The organism is Methylobacterium trifolii (assembly GCF_022179685.1).
In the GTDB taxonomy this organism is placed as follows: Bacteria; Pseudomonadota; Alphaproteobacteria; order Rhizobiales; family Beijerinckiaceae; genus Methylobacterium; species Methylobacterium trifolii.
The window spans coordinates 1-19,687 of the sequence record NZ_BPRB01000026.1; the positions used below are offsets into that span (position 1 = coordinate 1).

The following is a 19,687-nucleotide window of genomic DNA, read 5'->3' on the forward strand; positions in this document are numbered from 1 at the left end:
AAGGGCCTGGGTAATTACGACGCTTTCATAGGCTCGATCATACTGTTCGGCGGCAATTACGCCCCCCGGGGCTGGGCGCTCTGCAACGGACAACTGATGAACATCAATCAATACGCGGCCCTATACGCGATTCTCGGAACAACCTATGGTGGCAACGGCACTACGACCTTCGGCCTCCCGAACCTGCAGGGGCGCGTCCCCGTCCATGCCGGCAGCGGCGCGGGCCTGAGCTCCTACGCGCTCGGGCAGATGTCCGGGACCGAGACCGTCACCCTGAACACCACGCAGATTCCGGCGCACAGCCATCTGCTCGCCGGCAACGCCGACAGCGGCAACAGCGATTCCCCCGGCAACGCCTATTTCGCCCAGACCTACGACGCGAACGGGGCGACGACGTTTCAGACCTATGGGAGTTCGCCGTCGAACCCGGTCACCCTGAATCCCGGCGTCGTGAAGAATGCGGGCGGCTCCCAGCCGCATCCGAACCTGCAGCCGTACCTGGCGCTGAACTTCATCATCTGCCTGGAGGGCATCTTCCCGTCGCGCAACTGACGGGGGTCGGGAGATGGCATGCCCGGACATGGCAGGCCATCCTGCCGCCGGCGCCGGCGCCGGCCCGCCGCCCGGCGACGCGGCCGCCGGTTCGCCGCAGGACGGCGCGGCGGACCGGGAGACCGGAGCCGCGCTTCGCGGCCGCAGTCCCGGAGGCGGCGCCGGCCTGCGGCCGGAGGCGGAGGCGGACGGGGCGTTCCTGTTCGCGCTCTTCGCCGCAGTGCAGGGCGGCGCCTTTGCCGGCGTCGATCCCGGACTCGCGGCGCTGCTGCTGCGCCAGGGGTTCGCCGGGCAGGCGGCGGGCTACCGGGCGCGCTACCCGCGGGGCCGGTTCGCGATCGTGGAACACGCCGGCGCGCCGGCCGGGCGGCTCGTGACCGACCGGGGGGCGGAGGCGATCACGATCGTCGACCTGGCGCTGATGCCGGAGAGCCAGGGCCGGGGGCTCGGCACGGCCCTCGTCCGGGCGGTCCTGGACGAGGCGCGCGCGGCCGGGCTGCCCGTGCGCCTGTCGGTCCTGGCCGGCAACCCTGCGGCACGCCGCCTCTACGAGCGCCTGGGCTTTACCACCGTGGCGACCTCGGACCTGCACCACGACCTCGCATGGACGCCCACCCCGTGAGACCGCCCCCCCAGGCGCGTGGTGATCGGAAGCTTCTTGACGTGCACGACGCCACGCCGATGACGGCCATCCCCGACCGGCTCCGCCTGCCCCTGCGCTTCGACGCGGAGGTGCTGGCGGCCGAATGCGCGGCCCTCGGCGACACGGCGTGGATCGCCCACTTCGTCACGCGCAACTACGCGGGCGACTGGGACGTGATCCCCCTGCGCGCCCAGGCCGGCGCGACGCACCCGGTGATGATGATCCACTCCGATCCCGGTTGCCGCGACTACGCCGACACGCCCTTCTTCGCGGCCTGCCCGGCGCTGCGGGCGGCGCTGGCGCAGTTCCGCTGCCCGCTGGAGGCGGTGCGGCTGATGCGCCTCGGGCCGGACTCCACGATCCGCGAGCACCGCGACCACGACCTCGCCTTCGAGGAAGGCATGGTGCGCATCCACGTGCCGATCCTCACCCATCCGGGCGTGGTCTTCACCCTGAACCGGCGCCGCGTGGTGATGGAGGCGGGCTCGGCCTGGTACCTGCGCCTGTCGGAGCCGCACGCCGTCGAGAATCCCGGTCCGGGGGCGCGGGTGCACCTCGTCGTCGACGCGCGGGTCGATCCCTGGATCGCGGTGCTGTTCGCGGCGGCGCTCGCGGAGGCGGCATGACGGCCCCGGCCGAGGCGGGTGGCGGCTTCCCGGCCTTCGCACGGCGGGTGGCCGAGGATGCGGACCTCGCCGCCCGGCTCCGGCCGATCCCGGACCGGCAGGCGCTGGCCGCCGCCGCGGTGGCGGAGGGCGCGGCCCTGGGCTTGCGCTTCACGGCCGAGGCGGTCGAGGCCGCGATGGCGGAGAACCGCCACGGCTGGCTGATGCATCCCGCGCCGATGCCGCCCCCGGGGGCCGCGTCGTGAGCCGGCTCCGGGGCTGGACGCCGTTCCGGGCCGGCTGGGTCGACGGCGCGATGAGCGTGGACTGGTGCCATCTCGGGGAGCGGCGCCTCACGGACCCGTTCTTCTACGAGACGGTGGCCCTGGCCATCGGCCACCCCTTCAACGCCGCCTTCCGGCAGCGGATTCCGGCCGACGACCTCCGGCACCTCTCGGCCGGGCTCGCGCCCACGGGTTTCGTCTTCCACACGGCACGCTGCGGCTCGACGCTGTGCGCGCAAACCCTGGCCGCCGACCCCGCCAACGTCGTGGTGTCGGAGGGGATGCCGGTGCGCGCGATGCTGGAGGCCCCGCGCCAGGTCCCCGTGGCGCAGGACCGCGCCGATTCGTGGCTCATGGGCATCCTGAACGCGCTCGCACGGCCGCGCTTTCCGGGGGAGGCGCGCTTCTTCGTGAAGTTCATGGCCGCCGACGTGCTCGACATCGGCTGGATCGCGCGCCTCTACCCCACCGTGCCGTGGCTGTTCCTCTACCGCGCCCCCCTGGAGATCCTGGCCTCGCAGCGGCGGCGCGGCGGCGCCGACACGTCCCCCGGCGCCATCCCGCCCGAGCGCCTCGGACTCTCCCTGGAGGCGGCCTTCACGATGCCGCGGGCGGCCTACCAGCTCACCGTGCTGGCGGCCCTGGGCCGAGCCGCCCTGGACCAGGCCGCCTCGGACGAGGCCGCCCGCCGGCCCGGCCGCGGCCTGTTCCTGCGCTACGACGACCTGCCCGGCGCGCTCCTCGACCGGGTGCCGGCGCATTTCGGGTTCACGCCCTGCGCAGCCGCGTGCGAGGCCATGGCGGCCGCCACCCGCCGGCACGCCAAGGCGCCGGGCACCCTCTTCACGCCCGAGGGCGCCGCCAAGCGGCAGGAGGCGGCCCCCTGGGCGGAGGCCGCGCAGACGATCGCCGGCCCCGTCTTCGCGGCCCTCGACGCGGCCCGGCACGGCGGGAGATCAGGGCATGGAACGGGTTGAGCGCCGTCCCGGGAATCCGGCCGCGTGCGCCGTCGAACCGCTGGATCGCGGCATCGGCCGAGGCTATCGCGCTTGCGGGATGGCGCCGCTCGCCCAAGATGCGCGGCCATGACGAACCGGTCCCCTCGGCGGCCCCTATTCAAGAGAACGGATTTCGATGACCCGATCCGGCCGGACCATCTGCCTGTGCATGATCGTCAAGGACGAGGCGCCGGTGATCCGCCGCTGCCTCGCCTCGGTGCGTTCGCTCATCGACCACTGGCTCATCGTCGACACCGGCTCGACCGACGGCACCCAGGACGTGATCCGCGCGGCGATGCAAGGGGTTCCCGGCGACCTCATGGAGCGCCCCTGGGTCGATTTCGGCACCAACCGCAGCGAGGCCCTGGCGCTGTCGCGGCCGCGGGCCGACTATTCCCTGATCATCGACGCCGACGACGAGTTCGTGGTGCCGCCGGACTTCGCCATGCCGGCCCTCGATGCCGATTCCTACCAGGTCGACATCGTCTACGGGCCGATCCGCTACCAGCGCACGCAGCTCGTGAGCAACGCCCTCGAATGGCGCTACCGCGGGGTGCTGCACGAGTTTCCCGAATGCCCCGCGGCGAAGACGGTCGGGCACCTGTCGCTCCTGATGCGGATCAACCACGAGGGCCGCCGCAGCACCGACCCGCAAACCTACGCCAAGGACGCCGCCGTCCTCGAGACGGCGCTCCGCACCGAGACCGATCCCTTCCTGGTCTCGCGCTACACCTTCTACCTGGGCCAGAGCTTTCGCGATTGCCGGCAGCCGGAGAAGGCGCTCGACGCCTACCTGCGGCGCGCGGAGCTGGGCTTCTGGGAGGAGGAGGTCTACGTCAGCCTATACCAGGCCAGCCGGATGATGGAGGCCCTGGACCGCGACCCCGACACGGTGCTGGCCACCTACGCCCGGGCGAGCGCGGCCGTGCCGTCGCGGGCGGAGGCCGCCCACGCGGCAGCCCGGCTGTGCCGCGGGCTCGGCCGCAACGCCGAGGGCTGCGCCGCCGCCGAACCGGTCCTCGGGCTGCCGGTGCCGGGGGCGGGGCTGTTCGTCGAGCCCTGGATCTACGAGTACGGCCTCTACGACGAGTACGCGGTCAACGCCTACTGGGCCGGGCGCTACCGGGACAGCCTCGACGCGTGCCTGCGGGCCCTGCAGGGCGGCACGGTCCCGGCGGCCGACCAGCCGCGCTTCCTCGCCAACATGCGCTTTTCCCTCGACAAGCTCGGGACCGCCGGCATGGCCGCCTCGGCCACGAGCGAGGCCGGGGCGCACGCCCTGTCGTCCCCGCGCACGCTGCATCCGAGGCTGCCGGAGCCGCCCCCGCGCATCCTCCTGGCGATCCTCGCCAAGCAGAAGGAGCCGGTGCTCCGCCTCTTCCTCGAATGCATCGAGGCACTCGATTATCCGAAATCATCGATCGTGCTGTACGTGAGGACGAACAACAACACCGACCGCACGAAGGACATCCTCGAGGATTGGCTGGGGCGGGTCGGCGGCGCCTATGCCGGGGTGGAATACGACGGGCAGAACGTGTCCGTGCCCGTCGAGACGTTCGGCGTGCACGAGTGGAACGTCACGCGCTTCCGCGTGCTGAACCACATCCGTGACGTGAGCCTGGCCAAGACGCTCGAGCACGGTTGCGACTACTACTTCACGGTCGATTGCGACAACTTCATCCGCCCGTGCACCTTGAAGACCCTCGTGGCCACCGGCCTTCCGATCGTCGCGCCGCTGCTGCGCCACATCGACCCCACCCGCCTGTACTCGAACTACTATTCCGCCATCGACGCCAAAGGCTATTTCAAGGACAACGACACCTATCAGCCCGTCCTGTTCCGGCACCTGACCGGCCTGATCGAGCTTCAGGTGGTCCATTGCACCTACGTCGTGCGTGCGGACGTGATCCCGCAACTGGGCTACAACGACGGCTCGGACGATTTCGACTACGTGATTTTTTCGCGCCGGGCGCGGCATGCGCGGATCGCGCAATACTTCGACAACCGCCAGGTCTACGGATACATCACGTTGGACGACCACGATCCCGAGGTCGGCCCCGGACAGGTGCGGCAGGCGCGCGAATTGCTGGCCGTCGACGGCGGCCTCGCACCGTCTGCGGCCTGATCGTCGGCGCGCGCCTACGCGACGAGCCGGCCCTGCGAACTCTCCAGCGCCAGGAGGTGCTCCTTGATGCGCAGGCCCCCGGCGAACCCCGTCAGCGCGGCGTTCGATCCGATCACCCGGTGGCAGGGGGTGATGATCGAGACCGGGTTGCGGCCGTTGGCGGCGCCGACCGCGCGGGCGGCCTTGGGGCTGCCGATCTGCCGGGCGATCTCGCCGTAGCTGCGCGTCTGCCCGAACGGGATGGTGAGCAGCGCCGCCCAGACCTTCCTCTGGAAGTCGGTCCCGACCATGTCGAGGGGGATCGTGAAGACGGTCAGCCGGCCTGCGAAATACGCGTCCAGCTGTCGCGCGGCCTCCCGCAGGACCGGGTGGGCGGGGTCCTCGACCATCGCCCCCAGCCGGACGCGGGCCGGGTCGTCGTCCTTCCACAGCACGGCCGCCAGGCCCGCGTCGCCGGCCACCAGCTTCAGGGCGCCCACGGGGGAGGGGACGATCGCGTAGACATGGGCCATGGCCGTCTCCTGCGGCGGCAGCTACCGATAGTCGGTCGGCGCGAGGCCGTGGCGGGTGATCTTGTCGTAGAGGGTCTTGCGCGGCGTGCCGAGGGATTCGGCCGCCGCGCGCACGTCGCCCCCAGCCATGATCAGTTCGTCGCGGATCAGGCCGCGCTCGAACCGGTCGACCTGCTCGGCGAGGCTCGTGCCGGCGGCCGCCTCCGGCGCCGGCGCCTCCTGCGGCACGAAGCCGAGGGCGCAGCGCTCCGCGAAATGGCCGAGTTCGCGCACGTTGCCGGGCCAGGCGTGCCGGCGCAGGTGGTCGCGCACGGCCCCCGTGACCGGGGGCGCCTCGCGCCCGAAGCGGGCGGCCGCCCGCGCCAGGAAGTGCTGGAACAGCAGCATCACGTCCTCGCGCCGGTCCCGCAGGGGCGGGATCAGAACCGTGATGACGTTGAGGCGGTGGTAGAGGTCGTCGCGGAACGTGCCTTGCGCGGCCGCCTGCCCGAGGTCGACCTTGGTGGCCGCCACCACCCGCATGTCCACGGGCCTGACCTCGTTGGTGCCCAGCGGCTCCACCGTGCGCTCCTGGAGCACGCGCAGGAGCTTGACCTGGAGGCCGAGCGGCATGCTCTCGATCTCGTCGAGGAACAGGGTGCCGCCGTGGGCGTGCTCAATCCGGCCGACCCGCCGCTTCAGCGCCCCGGTGAAGGCCCCGGCCTCGTGGCCGAACAGCTCGCTCTCCACCACGCTGTCGGGCAGCGCCCCGCAATTCATTGCCACGAGGTTCCGGTCGGCGCGGCGGCTCCAGCGGTGCAGGGCGCCGGCCACCACCTCCTTGCCCGATCCGGTCTCGCCGAAGACGAGCACGTCCACGTCGGCCTGCGCCACCTCGCGCACGAGGCGGCGCAGGCGCACCATCTCCGGGGAGACCCCGAGGAAGGCCGTGTCCTCCTCCACGGCAGCGTCGAGGCGGGCGCGCAGGCGCCGGTTCTCCAGCACGAGGCGGCGCCGCTCCAGGGCCCGGCGGACGGAGGCCACCAGGGCCTCGGCGGGATAGGGCTTGGCCAGGAAGTCGTAGGCCCCGTCGCGCATCGCGGCCACCGCCATGCGGATGTCGCCATGCCCGGTGATCAGGATCACCGGCAGGTCGGGGTCGGCCCGGCGCAGGCGCGCGAACAGGGCGCCCCCGTCGAGCCCCGGCAGGCGCACGTCGCTGACCACGACGCCGGGCGGGTCGGCCAGGATCGCGGCGAGCGCCGGCTCGGCGGCGCCGAAGGCCTCGACGGCGAAGCCGTCGAGTTCCAGGCTCTGGCGGTTGGCCCGGCGCACCTCCGCCTCGTCGTCGATGAAGACGACGCGCTCGCAACGGGCCTGTGCGTCCGCGCCGTCGCTCACGTGTCCGCCTCCGCCGTCTCAGGGGCACGGGCGAGTTCCATCCGGAAGACCGTGCCGCCGGGCCCGTCCGAGACCGTCAGGTGCCCCCCGCAATCCTCCACGATCCCGCGGGCGATGGCGAGCCCCAGGCCGAGGCCGTCCGACTTGGTGGTGAAGAAGGCGTCGAACACCTGCCCGCGCACCGGCTCGGGGATGCCGGGGCCGTTGTCCCGGACCTCGACCGCGACGGGGCCCTCGGAACCGGACGCGACATCGAGCACGACCCGCGGCTCGGGACGCCCGGCCGTGGCGTCCAGGGCGTTCTGGAGCAGGTTGACCACGACCTGCTCCAGGCGCGTGCCGTCGCCGAGCACCCGGAGGTCCGGGTCCGGCCGGTCCACGACGAGGGCGACGCCCAGGGCCCGTGCCCGCGCCTCCACCAGTTCCAGGCCGTTGCGCAGGATCTCGGCGAGCGCCACCGGCTCGCGCCGGGGGGAGGCGCGCCGGGCGAAGCCCTTGAGCTGGCGCGTCAGCCCGCCGATGCGGTCGGTGAGGCGGCCGATGGCGAAGGCGTTCTCGACCGCGTCCTCGATGCGCCCGCGCCGGACCAGGATCGCGGTGTTGTCGGCGTAGGAGCGGATCGCGGCCAGCGGCTGGTTGATCTCGTGGGCCATGCTGGCGGCGAACTGCCCCAAGGCGGCCAGCCGCCCCGCCTGCGCCAGTTCCCGGCCGAGGCGCTCGCGCTCCGCCTCGGCCCGGCGTCGCTCCTCGATCTCGGCCCGCAGGTGCCGGTTGACCTCGCTCAGGGCGCGGGTCCGCTCGCGCACGCTGGCCTCCAGCTCGTCCCGGCGGGCGGCGGCCTGGGCCAGGCGCATCCGGGTGCGCCGGCCCCGGCCGGCCAGCGCCGCCAGCCCGAGGCAGGCGAGCCCGGTGGCGAGCGCGGCGATGATCCAGGCCTGTACCCGCTCCCGCTTCAGCGCCGTGCCGACCGGCGTCAGGGTGTGCAGCCGCCAGTCGGTGCCGGGGATGCCGGCGTCGAGGAGCAGCGCCGGCCACGCCGGCAGGGCGCCCCGGCCGACGCGGACGACGCAGGGTTGCCTGGCGTCGCACACGCCGTCCTGCTTCGCCCGTCCTGATGGCGCATCGTGTTCTCCCGTTAACCGTTCGACAGGTCGCGGAGTGAGGCTCAGATCCGCCCCGCCCTCGGCCGGGTGCAGGGGCAGCATCTCCAGGGGGGCCGTGCCGAATTCCAGGTTCTCTCGGATGCGGCCGCGCTCGGCCTCGCCGATCGTGCGCAGGGCGGAGAAGCGCCAGCCGGGATCGCTCGCGACCAGGACGATGCCGCGGGAATCGGTGACGAAGACGCTGTCGCCCGCCGCGCGCCACGCCGCCTCCACGGCATCGAACTCGACCTTGACCACCACCACGCCGGCCGCGTTCGCGAGCCGGCGGGCGAGGTAGAGGCCAGGGCGGCCCGAGACGGTGCCGAGGGCGAACTGCGATCCCGACCCATTCGCCAGCGCCTGCCGGAAGTAGGGGCGGAAGGCGTAGTCCCGGCCGACGAAGCTGCCCGCACCGCCGGCGTTGCTCGCCGCCAGGGTGATGCCGTCGGCGCCGATGACGTAGATCACCGCCGACCCGGTGGCGGCCGCGACCTGGGCGAGGCGCCCGTTCACCCGCGCGACCAGGGCGGCGCCCGGTTCGGGGCCGACGATCGCGGCGATCTCGGGGTCGGCCGCGAGCGCCAGGGGCAGGGAGGCCTGCTTCTGCATCTCGGAGAGCAGCACCCCGACCTGGAGACCGATCGCCGAGCGGGCGGTGCGGTGGAGGTCGGCCAGGACCCAGCGTTCGGCCGCACGACCCGCGATCCAGGCCGCCGTCAGGATCGCGCACAGGCCGGCGGCGAGGGCGAGGCTCCGGCGCAATCCGGGGCGCCCGTGCCGGAGCGTTCCGCCCCCGTCCGCGGGGCGGGCGGTCACGGGCGGGCCTCGCGTGCGGAATCCCGGACCGGTTCGATGGCGCGCGTGCGGAACCCCGCACCGGCCACCTCGGAACGGCTGCGGCACGATGCGAAAAATACCTTACGGATCAGATATTTAACGAAAATTTCACACGGTTCCGCGGCTGGCACGGCGGTTGCCATTCGATTCACGAAATGCAGCCATGCCCCCACGGCAGGGCTGCATGCCGAGAGGCCAAGACCAAGGGCGGACGTGGCCGGAGCGATCCGGGGCGAGCCGACGCCACCGCAGTTCGAACCAGGGAGCATGCCAGATGGCTGCCGTACCGTCACCCCTCACCGCCCCCCATCCGCCGGCCAAGCCGAAGCCGATCTACAGGACCCTGTACTTCCAGGTCCTGGTCGCGGTCGCCATCGGCATCCTGCTCGGCCATCTCTACCCGCAGCTCGGCGCCGACATGAAGCCGCTGGGCGACGCCTTCATCAAGCTCGTCAAGATGATCATCGCGCCGGTGATCTTCCTCACCGTGGTCTCCGGCATCGCCGGCATGACCAACCTGGAGAAGGTCGGGCGCGTAGGCGGCAAGGCGCTCCTGTACTTCATCACCTTCTCGACGCTCGCGCTCATCGTCGGCCTGATCGTGGCCAACGTGCTCCAGCCCGGCAACGGCCTGCACATCGACCCGAAGTCGTTGGACCCGAAGTCGATCGCCACCTACGCCGGCAAGGCCAAGGAACAGAGCATCGTCGAGTTCCTGATGAACATCATCCCCACGACGGCGGTCGGCGCCTTCGCGGGCGGCGAGATCCTGCAGGTGCTGTTCTTCTCGGTGCTGTTCGGCTTCGGCCTCGCCTTCCTGGGCGACCGCGGCAAGCCCGTGCTCGACATCATCAAGGTGCTGTCCGAGGCCGTCTTCGGCGTCGTCAACATCATCATGAAGGTCGCCCCCCTCGGCGCCTTCGGCGCGATGGCCTTCACCATCGGCAAGTACGGCATCAGTTCGCTGGCCAACCTCGCCTACCTCGTCTTCGCGTTCTACCTCACCTCGGCGATCTTCGTGCTCGTCGTCCTCGGGGCGGTCGCCCGCTACAACGGCTTCTCGATCCTCAAGCTCATCCGCTACATCAAGGAGGAGCTGATGCTGGTTCTGGGGACCTCGTCCTCGGAATCGGCGCTGCCCTCGCTGCTCGAGAAGATGGAGCGGGCGGGCTGCTCGAAGCCCGTCGTCGGCCTCGTGGTGCCGACCGGCTACTCGTTCAACCTCGACGGCACCAACATCTACATGACGATGGCGGCCCTGTTCATCGCCCAGGCGACGGACACGCCGCTTTCGTTCGGCGAGCAGGCCCTGCTGCTGCTGGTGGCGATGCTGTCCTCGAAGGGGGCGGCGGGCGTCACCGGCTCCGGGTTCATCACGCTGGCCGCGACGCTGGCGGTGGTGCCCTCGGTGCCGGTGGTCGGCATGGCGCTGATCCTGGGCGTCGACCGGTTCATGTCCGAGTGCCGGGCGCTCACGAACTTCATCGGCAACGCGGTGGCCTGCATCGTGGTCGCGCGCTGGGAGGGCGAGGTCGACGAGGCCAAGCTCGCCGCGGCCCTCGACGGCAACCCCGCCCCCCTCGAGTCCGAGATGCCCGCCCTCCAGCCGGCGGCGTAGGCCGCACGAGCACGCCGCCCGGATTCCGGGCGGCCGGAACCCAGCCCGTCAGGTCGGACCTGACGGGCTTTTTCGTGCGCGACGCCCCGGAGCGGAACCAGCCGTCAGAGCGCACCCCGACGCAGTGGATACCGGTTCGTCGCGAAAGTGCGCGGCACGACCAGGACCTAGAGCAGGTCGCCCACTTCGGCAGAAACGTCATCCCCGCAGAAATGGTGCAGCATATGCCCGATGCCCGGCATCCAGCGGAAGCGTGCGCCGGGTATCAACCGCGCGGCCGCGCTGCCATGGGCCGCGTTGTTCACGACGACGTCGGCCGAGCCGCCGAGGATGCGCACCGGCACCCGGCAGGACCCGTAGGAAAGCGCCAGGCGGGTCAGGGCCGGCCAGACGCTCATCGCATCCTCGCCCTCCGCGATCATGCGGTCGGGGCCCGACGCGTACCCGGCCGGGAAGCGCCGCGCGAACGCCATCGGCATCGTCTGCGGCAGGAAGATCGCCCGCCAGAGCAGCGGCAGCAGAACGGGGTCCGCGACCTTCGCCAGGACCGACGCCAGGGCCGTGCCGGCGACGAGGGGAAACCGGGGGCCGAACAGGGCCTGTTCGAGCCGAAGCTCGGGGAAGCACAGGGGCGCCAGCGCGACGATGCCGCCCGTCCGTTCCGGGTAGAGCAGGCCGTAGCAGAGGGCCACCGTGGCGCCGAACGAGTGGCCGACCACGATGGGGCGCTCGACGCCCATGACCTCCAGCGCCGCGTGGATCAGTTCGGCCTGCCGCCACGGCGAGGCGTCCACCAGGCGGCGGCGCACGCTGAGGCCATGGCCCGGCCTGTCCACGGCCACGACCCGGTGGCGGCGGGACAGGTCCGGCCCCAGGGGCAGCCACATGTCCTCCAGGGTCATCAGCGTTCCGTGGATCAGCACGACGGGGGAGCCGGCGCCGGCCTCGGCGTAGGCGATGCTCCGCTCGCCCGTCAGCGGCACGAAGGCGCGCGCGACGGCACCGTCTCCCCCCGCATAGGCCCCGGCCGCCTCCGTCACCTCGCCCGATGATGCGCGCATCTCAGAACGGGCGCCGGCGCTGCCGGGACCGATCCGGCGCGAGGAGTACGGCTGCGGCGAGTCCCAGCCCGGCGACGGCCGCAGCGGCGGCCAGCGGGTGCAGGGCGGCGCGGGTGTAGGCGCTGGTGCGCATGACGTAGCCCGGCTGATCGCCGCGGACGTGCCCCGTATCGTCCTCCTCGGGGGCGTGCAGCGCGCCCGCCGGGCGGCGCGGCGGCGCGGCGCGCTTCTGGAAGGCGACGATGGCCGGCGCGAGCAGGTCGTAGAGGCCGGGGGCGAACTCCTTGCCCATCACCATGAGCTTGCCGCCACCGCCGACGATGATGTCGCGCCGCGGGTGCACCGCCGCATGCAGGATGGCGCCGGCAACCTCTTCCGGGCGATAGATCGGCGGCGGCAGCATCGGCTCGCGGTCCATGTAGTTCCGCGCGCGCCGGGGCAGGGGCGTGTCGATCGAGGTCGGCTTGACCAGCGTGACCGAGACCGGCGCCTTGTCCAGGCGCAGTTCCATGCGCAGGGCGTCGGTGAAGCCCTTCACCGCGTGCTTCGTGGTCGCGTACATGCCCTGGAACGGGAAGGCGAGGTCCGAGGCGACGCTGCCGACGTTGATGAGCGCACCGCCGCGTTTGCGCAGGTGCTCGACCGCCACCAGCGAGCCGAACACCGTGCCCCAGAGGTTCGTCCGGACGAGGCGTTCGTGATCCGCGTCCGAGATCGCGTGGAGCGGCCCGTAGATGGTCAGGCCGGCGACGTTGACCCAGGTGTCGAAGCCGCCGAACGCCCGGATCGCCGCAGCCGCGACCGCTTCCACGTCGGCACGCTCGCCGACGTCGGCGACGACATGGACGGCCTGGCCGCCGGCCTCCTCGATCTCACGGGCGATGCGGGCCAGGGCCTGCCCGCTGCGGGCCGCCAGCACAACCCTCGCGCCGGCCTGCGCCGCCATGCGGGCCGTGGCCAATCCGATGCCCGAGGAGGCACCGGTGACGACGATCGTCTGCTCGCGCAGGGGTTTGTGCTGCATCGCTCATGGATTCCGCGGACATGCGAAGGCGGCTGCCCCTGCCATCAGGCTACGTTCGAGGCGAGGAGATGTTGCCTCGCAAGCCACCCTGCGCGGCCTTTTCACGCGCTGCCGCCCGGCGCCGGCAGTCGCGTGCGAACCGCGCGGGGGCAACGGGGCGAGGCGAGCGGCCGTCGAGGGCCCGTACGGCCACCGGAACGATATCCAGGCCGCCCGGAGGACGTGCTCCGAGTAGATCGGGCGTGTCGTGCGGCCCCGCCGATCTGGGCCGCGCGACGAGCCGGGCACGCCCGTGACCGAAGGGCTGCGACGCTGCGTCGATCGTGGCCGGACAGGGTGGAACACCGCCGCGCGATCGGGCTTAGATCCTTTGCAATTCGAGGATGCCGGCCATGAGCCAAGCAGATAAGCCGCAGATGGGCGACGGGCCCGAGCCCGACGACGCTCCCCCGGCCAAGCCCCCGACGCCGGGCGACCGGGCGACCGGCGCCCCCAAGCCGGCATCGCCCCAGGACGACGACCCGGAGATCGAGAAGACCGAGGAACAGCCGAGCTAGACCGGAATGGCAGACGTGCGGAGACTGCTCTACGCGAGCCCCAACGGCGACCGCTGGTCCCTGTGCCGCGGAGAGGATGCCGCCGGCGTCTTCGTCCTGCACGAGCCGAACGGCCCGTCGGGCGGCGCGGCCTCGCGCGTCGAGGTCGGCCGCTTCCTGCTGGACGGCCGGGCAGGGCCCGAGCACCGGGAGCTGCTGCGCCTGATCGGCTCCCTCGTTGGCGAAACGGACGCGGCTGCTCCTGCCGAGGGCAGGACGGTGCCGGAGCCCGGCGCCGCCGCGGCCGAGCCCTCGCCGGAATGATCGAAAGGCCGGGAACGCCTTGCGGGCGGTCGACGGCATCGTCGCGCGTGGACCGCGAGCACACGTAAGATCTTCGATCGCAAGCCGACGGTTGCGATCAGGAACGGTCCGTTCGGTCGCGCGTCACATCCGCTACGGCGTCACCCCGGCGGACGCCAACCGGGCGGCGAGCCGCGGATAGATCCGGGTCGCATTGCCCGCGTAGAGCTTCGCCCGGTCCGCGTCCGAGATCGCAGCGGCCTCGACGTAGCGCTTGGTGTCGTCGTAGGCGTGGCCGGTCTCGGGATCGATGCCGTTGACCGCGCCCACCATTTCGGATGCGAACAGCACGTTGTCGGTGGGCACGACCTTGAGCAGCAGGTCGATGCCGGCCTGGTGGTAGACGCAGGTATCGAAGAAGACGTTGCGCATCAGCTCCGACAGGGGCGGCCGCTTGAGGTCCTGCGCCAGCCCGCGGTAGCGGCCCCAATGGTAGGGCACCGCGCCGCCGCCGTGCGGGATGATCAGGCGCAGGGTCGGGAAGTCCTTGAACAGGTCGGAGGTGACGAACTGCATGAAGGCGGTGGTGTCGCCGTTCATGTAATGCGCCCCCGTCGCCTGGAAGTTGCGGTTGGCCGAGGCGCTGACGTGGATCATGCCCGGCACGTCGAGCTCGACCATCTTCTCCCACAGGGGATACCAGAAGCGGTCCGACAGGGGCGGGTCCGTCCAGAACCCGCCGGACGGGTCCGGGTTGACGTTGCAGCCGACGAAGCCGAGCTCCGTCACGCAGCGCTCCAGCTCCGCCGTGCAGTTCTTCGGCGAGACGCCGGGCGTCTGCGGCAGCTGGCAGACGCCGACGAAGTTGCGCGGCATCAGGGTCGCGACCCGGTGGATCATGTCGTTCGAGACGATCGACCAGTCGAGGCTGGTGCGGGCGTTGCCGATGTGGTGCCCCATGCCGCCCGCCCGCGGCGAGAACAGCGCCAGCGAGATGCCGCGCTCCGTCTGGAGCTTGATCTGGCGGTCGGCCACGCTCGCCCGCACCTCGTCGTCGCCGACCTTCAGGGACGACGGCGAGGGCGATTGCGCGGGGTCGTTGATGGCATCGATCTGGCGCTTGCGCCATGCCAGCATGGCGGGGGGCTCGGTGGTGTAGTGCCCGTGGCAATCGATCACGAGGCCGGAATAGCGCGGGCGCTCCGGCACGGCCTGGGCCATAGCGGGGCCGGGGCGCGAGGCCAGGGTGGCGGCGGCACCCAGGCCCGCCAGGGCGCGCAGGAAGCCGCGGCGCGGCCGGCAGCACTCGCATCCGGCGGCGATGGGATCGGTGATCGTCATGGGGTCGCCCTCACTGGACCGTGGCGCGCTTGCGCAGCACCATGTCGCCCCGGAACAGGAACTTCTGCGCCCGCTTGCCGGTGTCGACCTCGGTGGTGAAGACGTTGCCCTTCGAATCGACCGCGAGGTTGTGGACCCAGTGGAAGTCCCCGGCCTGCCGGCCGTTGCGGCCGAAGCGCCCGAGGACCTCGCCGGTGTCGCGGCTCAGGGTGCGGACCTCGTTGTTGGCCCCGTCCGCGTTGATCAGGTAGCTCTCGCGCTCGTCCGGCCACAGGGCGAGTTCCCAGACCGAGCCGTTGGCCCGCGTGCCCTTCTCGACGAACATCTCCTTCACGAAGGTGCCGTCCTTCCGGAAGACCTGGATGCGGTTGTTGGTGCGGTCGCAGACGTAGACGAGGCCGTCGCGGGCGATCTGGACGCAATGGACCGGGTTGCGGAACTGCGCGGCCGGCGCGGCGGCCGGGTCGTAGGGGCCGACCTTCTCGTCGGTCGGCGGCTTGCCGTAGGCGCCCCACATCCGCTTGAACGCGCCGGTCTCGGCATCGAAGACGATGACCCGGTGGTTGTAGTAGCCGTCCGCGACGTAGAGTTCGTTGGTCTCGGGATCGACCTGCATGGCAGCGGGCTTGCCGAGGCGCGTCGTGTCCTGGCTGTCGGTCTGCGCGCCCGGCTTGCCGATCTGGAGCACGAAGCGGCCGTCCTGGGTGAACTTCAGGATCTGGCCGTCCGTCTCCCCGTTGCCGGCCAGCCAGACGAAGCCCTTGTGGTCGATGTGGATGCCGTGCTCGTTCGAGGGCCAGTCGTAGCCCTGGCCGGGGCCGCCCCAGGACTTCACCAGCGTCCCGGCCTGGTCGAAGACGAGGACCGGCGGGGCGGGCTTGCAGCAGCGGGTCCTGGGCGGATCGAGGCTCGCCGCCTTCTCGTCGTCGGTCAGCGTCCGGGGCCGCTGGACCACCCAGACGTTGTCCTTGGCATCGACCGCGACGCCGGCCGCCTGCCCCATGATCCAGTCGTTGGGCAGGCGCTTTGGCCAGGCGGGATCGACCTCGAAGCGCAGCGGTTCCTCGGCGATGGCCGGGACGGCCAAAGCGAGAGTGGGCAAGGCGAGCGCGGCCACGGCCGCCCAGCATCGCAGCATGATGTCTTCTCCCTCGATCGTGTTCCGGCGCGTTCGCGCCGTCTTTGACGTCATAGGACGCCAGCCGGACGCGTTCGTCCAGCAGCCGGGCTCGACATCCGGGCGGCATTGTCCCGCGCTGGCATGGCACGGTCGGTTCGGCGGGCCCGCAGCGACCGATCGGACGGGCGGTGGATCGCCGCGGGCGGAAACTCTGCGGCGTGCGGCGAGTCTGCCGGAGACCCACCCGAGAGGATGCCGGCCCAGGCATCCCCGAAAAACCGGAGACACGCCCGATGCGGCCGTCGCTTGCCATTCCCACCGCCCTGATGCTGCTTGCCGGCAGCCCGGCGCTGGCCTCCTCCTGCTCCGAGGAGATCACGACCCTGCAGAAGCGTCTCGACAGCGCCGGTGCGCGAAAGGTCGCCGGCGAGAGCCAGGCCGGCGCGACGGCGCCCGGAACGGACAAGGCCCTGGCCCGGCCGCCCGCGACGAAGCCGAGCGATCCCGACGCCAAGTCGACCTCAGGCGGCGTGGAGGAGGCGCGCAGCCTGGTCGAGAAGGCCAGCGCCCAGGACAAGGCCGGAGATGCGGAAGGCTGCCGCGACACGATCCTGAAGGCGAAGGAGAAGGCCGGCGCCCTGCCGTAGGAAGGGTTTTCCCGCGTCACGGAACCGGCGCATCGGCCGATGGCGAAGGCCGGTCCGGGCCTTGTCGAGAAGGGACGGGCCTGCCGATGAGCATGAAACGGGCCGGCTCGGCACGGGCCGCCCGTTACAATTGGAACGTCCGCTTCCGGGAGCGGACGCCATTCGCCACGGAGCCGGCGACCGATCGGCCCGTTCAGGACGTGCGGCGCAAAAGGGCCGCTCAGGAAATCGGCCCGTAACATCGGTCCTTCATCGGTCGGGCGATCCGCTTGCCGAGACGAGCCTGTCCTATGCGCACGACTTTGGTGTCGATCTGCTTCGCCCTCGCCGTCTCCTGCCCCCGGTCTGCCTCCGCCGAAACATGGCGCTTCACCGAAGGGCGCAATCCTCATCTCGAAGTCGAGACGGCAGACTTCCTGCTCAAGTCGCAGGACAAGAGCCACGCGCTCACGATCGGCTGCATGAACACCGTGGAACGCAGCGTCAGCTTCCTCGTCCACACACCGATCCCGGTCGAGGGCTTCACCCAACACGACGAAGAGCAGCTTTTCACCGTCAGCGCGGACGAAGGCCGTCGTTACGATATCCGCCTGCGCGGCTTTTCCGGGGAACGATCGATCGTGTTCGGAGCGCTCTTCGACGCTGGAGACCGGCGCTTCGACATGGTCCGGGCGGTGCTGGAAGCACGGAGCACGATCGCCGTGACGAGCCAGGGCGGCGTCCGGACCTCGTTTTCCATCGATGTCTTCAACATCGATCTCGGGCGTTTCAACGACGTGTGCCGTATCGCGACCCGACCATAGCTCTCGGCGACGCGTAGCGGCCGGCCAACCTGAGGACGCCGGAAACAGGCCGAATTCAACCGGCCGGTGCGCTCAGGATCAGCCTACCCACGAACGGCGCATCGGCGTTGCGGTTGCTGGTGCAGCCATAGGCCACCTCGCCCGCCGACATCGTCCTCAGGCGGAGCGTGCCCTTGCCGTTCTGCTTGACGGTATAGCCCTTCTCGCTCGCCGCATGGATCAGATCGCCGTCGGCGTGGAGCACGTGGGCGTTCTCGAACTGGCCGGCAGCGGTGATCGTGACCGGCGTGTCGGCGCGGCTGACGATGTTCAGCGTCACGTTCGTGTCGGCGGGAAGACGCAGCTCGGCCGGCTCGCAGACGGGCTTGCCGCCATCCATGCCGATGGTCAGTTCCACCGGCGGCATCGCATCGCTCGCGGGCTTGGCGAGGGGCTTGCCCTGGGCGCAAGCCGGGCCGGCCAGGACGAGTGCGGCCAGCGTGGCGAGCGTCGGCAGGGAATGGCGCATGGGGGTGATCTCCGGGCTGACGGGCCCGTGACCGTCCGGGCGTACCGGCTGAAAGGCCAGGTACACCTGGCATGTTCCGGCACGTGACGACGCACCGGGCGGCAAGGGTTCAGGAGGCGAGGACGCCGCCGTAAGTCTGGAACGAGGACACCACCTTGTCCGCGGCCGCCGCGTCGGTGCGGACCGAGACCTTGACCATTCCGGCCAGGGCCGGCTCGCCCTCGGTACCGGATTTCAGGTGGCCGTCCTCGACATCCGCCCTGGCCGCTTCCGTCCCGGCCGTGTTCTCGTCCGAGGCGGGCCCCACCGTGACGGCGGCCCGGTCGAGGCCATGCTCCTGCACGATGTGCTCGACCGCCATCTCCGCGTCGCGACGGGACTTGAACGCGGCTGAAATCGTCTTGGACATCGTGGCTCCGACCTGCGGCAGTGCCTGTCGAGAACCGGCCGCATCCGTGAAAGTTCAACCGTCCGCCGTGCCGGCAGCCGGCCGGACGGGCGGCACCCGTTGGAGAATAATTCCGAGACGTTTCGGCAATAAAAAACGATTTGCTTAGGACATCTCAAAAAAATCCACCTGCATTCCGGCAGAAATTCCGTGAGAATACAGGTGGATGAAATATAGGATCGATTGTCTACGATTTGGTCTTCTCGACCGTGCCGGACTGCGCGAGTGGGGGCGTCTGCTGGTGCTGAATGACCCGCCAGACATCGTGCGACAGGCGCCTATAGGTGGAGGTGCAGTTCGCCGCGTACGACGCGTCGTCGCGCGACGCCTCGACGTGATAGGCGATCACGATGACGCCCTCCTGCGGGCGGGCGACCTGCCCTTTCGAGAACGCGACGTTCGACCAGCGCGGAGTCTCGGCGACAGCCTCGATCGCCTGTCTGCCGCTCAGGACGAACGGCGGGTGCGGAAGCACCATCAGACATTCGTCGTCGACCAGTTCGCGGTAGTGATCCGGTCCGCCGTCCCAGAGACTTTTCTCGAAGGACCAAACGCGATCGTCATCCATGGCGTGCTCCGGCTGTCGTGGAAACAGCCGGAGAATCGTGCCCGCACGGCATCGTTCCTCACGTGCGGCATCACGGACGGCACCGCCCGGAGGGCCGCGCCATGGCAGGATCGGCCATCGCGCGGCAGCCCGGGTCAGCCTCGGTCGCGTTTCCCCACGGCCTGGACGAGCCTCGGTATCACTGTGCGCCCTTGCGCCTGAGGATGGCCCGCATCTGGGCGATCTCGCCGTCCTGGGCCTTGACGATGGCCTCGGCCAGCGCCCGCACCTCCGGGTCCTTCGAATATTGCAGGGCCACGCGGGCCATGCCGATCGCCCCCTGATGGTGGGGGATCATGCCGCGCACGAAGTCCACGTCGACGTCGTTCGTGTAGGCGATCTCCATGTCGCCGTGCATCCGCGCCCCGACCTCGCGGAACGCCTTGGTCGCCGGGCTGTCCGACTTCCTGGGCGCGGGCGAGTGGTCGTGTCCGTGGCCATCGTGCCGGTGCGTGCCGGTGTCGTGGGCGAGCGCCGTGCCGGCGAGGGCGGCGGCCAGCAGGGCAGCGGCGAGGGTCTTTGCGTGCGTCATCGGTCGTGATCTTTCCTGGAAACGGTCGGGTGACGCGCGGCGGCCGTCCGGCCTGGGCCGG

22 protein-coding genes are annotated in these 19,687 nt (G+C 71.1%); 11 read left to right on the plus strand and 11 right to left on the minus strand.

The window, feature by feature from the left end; all coding sequences use genetic code 11:
- The first annotated feature begins 6 nt into the window (after window positions 1-6).
- The 6 genes from COGEMETH_RS01890 (at window position 7) to COGEMETH_RS01915 (ending at window position 5,207) form a co-directional block, all read left to right on the plus strand.
- Window positions 7-552, plus strand: a complete 546-nt coding sequence (locus COGEMETH_RS01890) for a phage tail protein (protein ID WP_238180958.1) — start codon at window positions 7-9, stop codon at window positions 550-552.
- 28 nt (window positions 553-580) lie between these two features.
- Window positions 581-1,174 carry a GNAT family N-acetyltransferase gene (locus COGEMETH_RS01895; RefSeq protein WP_238180929.1) on the plus strand — a complete coding sequence of 198 codons (594 nt, stop codon included), beginning with the start codon at window positions 581-583 and terminating at the stop codon, window positions 1,172-1,174.
- A 41-nt stretch (window positions 1,175-1,215) separates the two neighbouring features.
- Window positions 1,216-1,821 (plus strand): aspartyl/asparaginyl beta-hydroxylase domain-containing protein, encoded by a 606-nt coding sequence (locus COGEMETH_RS01900; RefSeq protein ID WP_238180930.1) that lies wholly within the window; start codon window positions 1,216-1,218, stop codon window positions 1,819-1,821.
- Window positions 1,818-2,066 carry a hypothetical protein gene (locus COGEMETH_RS01905; protein ID WP_238180931.1) on the plus strand — a complete coding sequence of 83 codons (249 nt, stop codon included), beginning with the start codon at window positions 1,818-1,820 and terminating at the stop codon, window positions 2,064-2,066. Before COGEMETH_RS01900 ends, COGEMETH_RS01905 begins: the two co-directional genes overlap by 4 nt.
- Window positions 2,063-3,061, plus strand: a complete 999-nt coding sequence (locus tag COGEMETH_RS01910) for a sulfotransferase family protein (protein ID WP_238180932.1) — start codon at window positions 2,063-2,065, stop codon at window positions 3,059-3,061. The genes COGEMETH_RS01905 and COGEMETH_RS01910 overlap by 4 nt, the downstream gene beginning before the upstream one ends.
- Window positions 3,062-3,218: 157 nt before the next feature.
- Window positions 3,219-5,207 carry a glycosyltransferase family 2 protein gene (locus tag COGEMETH_RS01915; protein WP_238180933.1) on the plus strand — a complete coding sequence of 663 codons (1,989 nt, stop codon included), beginning with the start codon at window positions 3,219-3,221 and terminating at the stop codon, window positions 5,205-5,207.
- 14 nt (window positions 5,208-5,221) lie between these two features.
- Here COGEMETH_RS01915 and COGEMETH_RS01920 read toward each other — a convergent pair whose 3' ends face one another.
- From COGEMETH_RS01920 to COGEMETH_RS01930, 3 genes are read right to left on the minus strand one after another with little or no spacing between them, the layout of a single operon-like run.
- Entirely contained in the window at window positions 5,222-5,719 is a 498-nt protein-coding gene (locus COGEMETH_RS01920) for a methylated-DNA--[protein]-cysteine S-methyltransferase (RefSeq protein ID WP_238180934.1), read from the minus strand.
- Between the two features lie 21 nt (window positions 5,720-5,740).
- Window positions 5,741-7,099, minus strand: coding sequence for a sigma-54-dependent transcriptional regulator (locus COGEMETH_RS01925; protein ID WP_238180935.1), 1,359 nt, complete (start codon window positions 7,097-7,099; stop codon window positions 5,741-5,743).
- Window positions 7,096-9,057 carry a sensor histidine kinase gene (locus tag COGEMETH_RS01930; protein ID WP_238180936.1) on the minus strand — a complete coding sequence of 654 codons (1,962 nt, stop codon included), beginning with the start codon at window positions 9,055-9,057 and terminating at the stop codon, window positions 7,096-7,098. The genes COGEMETH_RS01925 and COGEMETH_RS01930 overlap by 4 nt, the downstream gene beginning before the upstream one ends.
- A 295-nt stretch (window positions 9,058-9,352) precedes the next feature.
- On the opposite strand from COGEMETH_RS01930, the gene COGEMETH_RS01935 reads away from it, so the two are divergent.
- Window positions 9,353-10,696, plus strand: coding sequence for a dicarboxylate/amino acid:cation symporter (locus COGEMETH_RS01935; RefSeq protein WP_238180937.1), 1,344 nt, complete (start codon window positions 9,353-9,355; stop codon window positions 10,694-10,696).
- A gap of 167 nt (window positions 10,697-10,863) precedes the next feature.
- On the opposite strand, the gene COGEMETH_RS01940 is transcribed toward COGEMETH_RS01935, so the two are convergent.
- Together COGEMETH_RS01940 and COGEMETH_RS01945 are read right to left on the minus strand one after the other, a co-directional pair.
- On the minus strand, window positions 10,864-11,757 hold the full coding sequence (locus COGEMETH_RS01940; protein WP_238180938.1) for an alpha/beta fold hydrolase: 894 nt from the start codon (window positions 11,755-11,757) through the stop codon (window positions 10,864-10,866).
- A 1-nt stretch (window position 11,758) separates the two neighbouring features.
- The gene (locus COGEMETH_RS01945) at window positions 11,759-12,781 is read right to left on the minus strand and encodes an SDR family oxidoreductase (RefSeq protein ID WP_238180939.1); all 1,023 of its coding nucleotides are present in this window, start codon (window positions 12,779-12,781) and stop codon (window positions 11,759-11,761) included.
- A 392-nt stretch (window positions 12,782-13,173) separates the two neighbouring features.
- Between COGEMETH_RS01945 and COGEMETH_RS01950 the strand changes: the two genes are divergently transcribed.
- Window positions 13,174-13,338: a hypothetical protein gene (locus COGEMETH_RS01950; protein WP_238180940.1), complete on the plus strand. Its 165-nt coding sequence runs from the start codon at window positions 13,174-13,176 to the stop codon at window positions 13,336-13,338.
- A 6-nt stretch (window positions 13,339-13,344) separates the two neighbouring features.
- On the plus strand, window positions 13,345-13,641 hold the full coding sequence (locus tag COGEMETH_RS01955) for a hypothetical protein (protein WP_238180941.1): 297 nt from the start codon (window positions 13,345-13,347) through the stop codon (window positions 13,639-13,641).
- Window positions 13,642-13,773: 132 nt separating this feature from the next.
- Here the strand turns inward: COGEMETH_RS01955 and COGEMETH_RS01960 are convergent, their stop codons facing one another.
- Together COGEMETH_RS01960 and COGEMETH_RS01965 are read right to left on the minus strand one after the other, a co-directional pair.
- Entirely contained in the window at window positions 13,774-14,841 is a 1,068-nt protein-coding gene (locus COGEMETH_RS01960) for an amidohydrolase family protein (RefSeq protein WP_238180959.1), read from the minus strand.
- A gap of 130 nt (window positions 14,842-14,971) precedes the next feature.
- The gene (locus tag COGEMETH_RS01965; protein ID WP_238180942.1) at window positions 14,972-16,099 is read right to left on the minus strand and encodes an NHL repeat-containing protein; all 1,128 of its coding nucleotides are present in this window, start codon (window positions 16,097-16,099) and stop codon (window positions 14,972-14,974) included.
- A gap of 275 nt (window positions 16,100-16,374) precedes the next feature.
- On the opposite strand from COGEMETH_RS01965, the gene COGEMETH_RS01970 reads away from it, so the two are divergent.
- Both COGEMETH_RS01970 and COGEMETH_RS01975 read left to right on the plus strand, forming a co-directional pair.
- Window positions 16,375-16,728 (plus strand): hypothetical protein, encoded by a 354-nt coding sequence (locus COGEMETH_RS01970; protein ID WP_238180943.1) that lies wholly within the window; start codon window positions 16,375-16,377, stop codon window positions 16,726-16,728.
- A gap of 290 nt (window positions 16,729-17,018) precedes the next feature.
- Window positions 17,019-17,531 (plus strand): hypothetical protein, encoded by a 513-nt coding sequence (locus COGEMETH_RS01975; RefSeq protein ID WP_238180944.1) that lies wholly within the window; start codon window positions 17,019-17,021, stop codon window positions 17,529-17,531.
- Window positions 17,532-17,586: 55 nt separating this feature from the next.
- Here the strand turns inward: COGEMETH_RS01975 and COGEMETH_RS01980 are convergent, their stop codons facing one another.
- The 4 genes from COGEMETH_RS01980 to copM all read right to left on the minus strand — a co-directional run bounded on the left by COGEMETH_RS01980 (window position 17,587) and on the right by copM (window position 19,626).
- Entirely contained in the window at window positions 17,587-18,039 is a 453-nt protein-coding gene (locus COGEMETH_RS01980; RefSeq protein WP_238180945.1) for a cupredoxin domain-containing protein, read from the minus strand.
- A 109-nt stretch (window positions 18,040-18,148) separates the two neighbouring features.
- On the minus strand, window positions 18,149-18,448 hold the full coding sequence (locus COGEMETH_RS01985; RefSeq protein ID WP_238180946.1) for a hypothetical protein: 300 nt from the start codon (window positions 18,446-18,448) through the stop codon (window positions 18,149-18,151).
- A 226-nt stretch (window positions 18,449-18,674) separates the two neighbouring features.
- Window positions 18,675-19,055 carry a DUF4440 domain-containing protein gene (locus COGEMETH_RS01990; RefSeq protein ID WP_238180947.1) on the minus strand — a complete coding sequence of 127 codons (381 nt, stop codon included), beginning with the start codon at window positions 19,053-19,055 and terminating at the stop codon, window positions 18,675-18,677.
- 178 nt (window positions 19,056-19,233) lie between these two features.
- Window positions 19,234-19,626, minus strand: coding sequence for a CopM family metallochaperone (gene copM, locus COGEMETH_RS01995; RefSeq protein WP_238180948.1), 393 nt, complete (start codon window positions 19,624-19,626; stop codon window positions 19,234-19,236).
- Window positions 19,627-19,687: the final 61 nt, after the last annotated feature.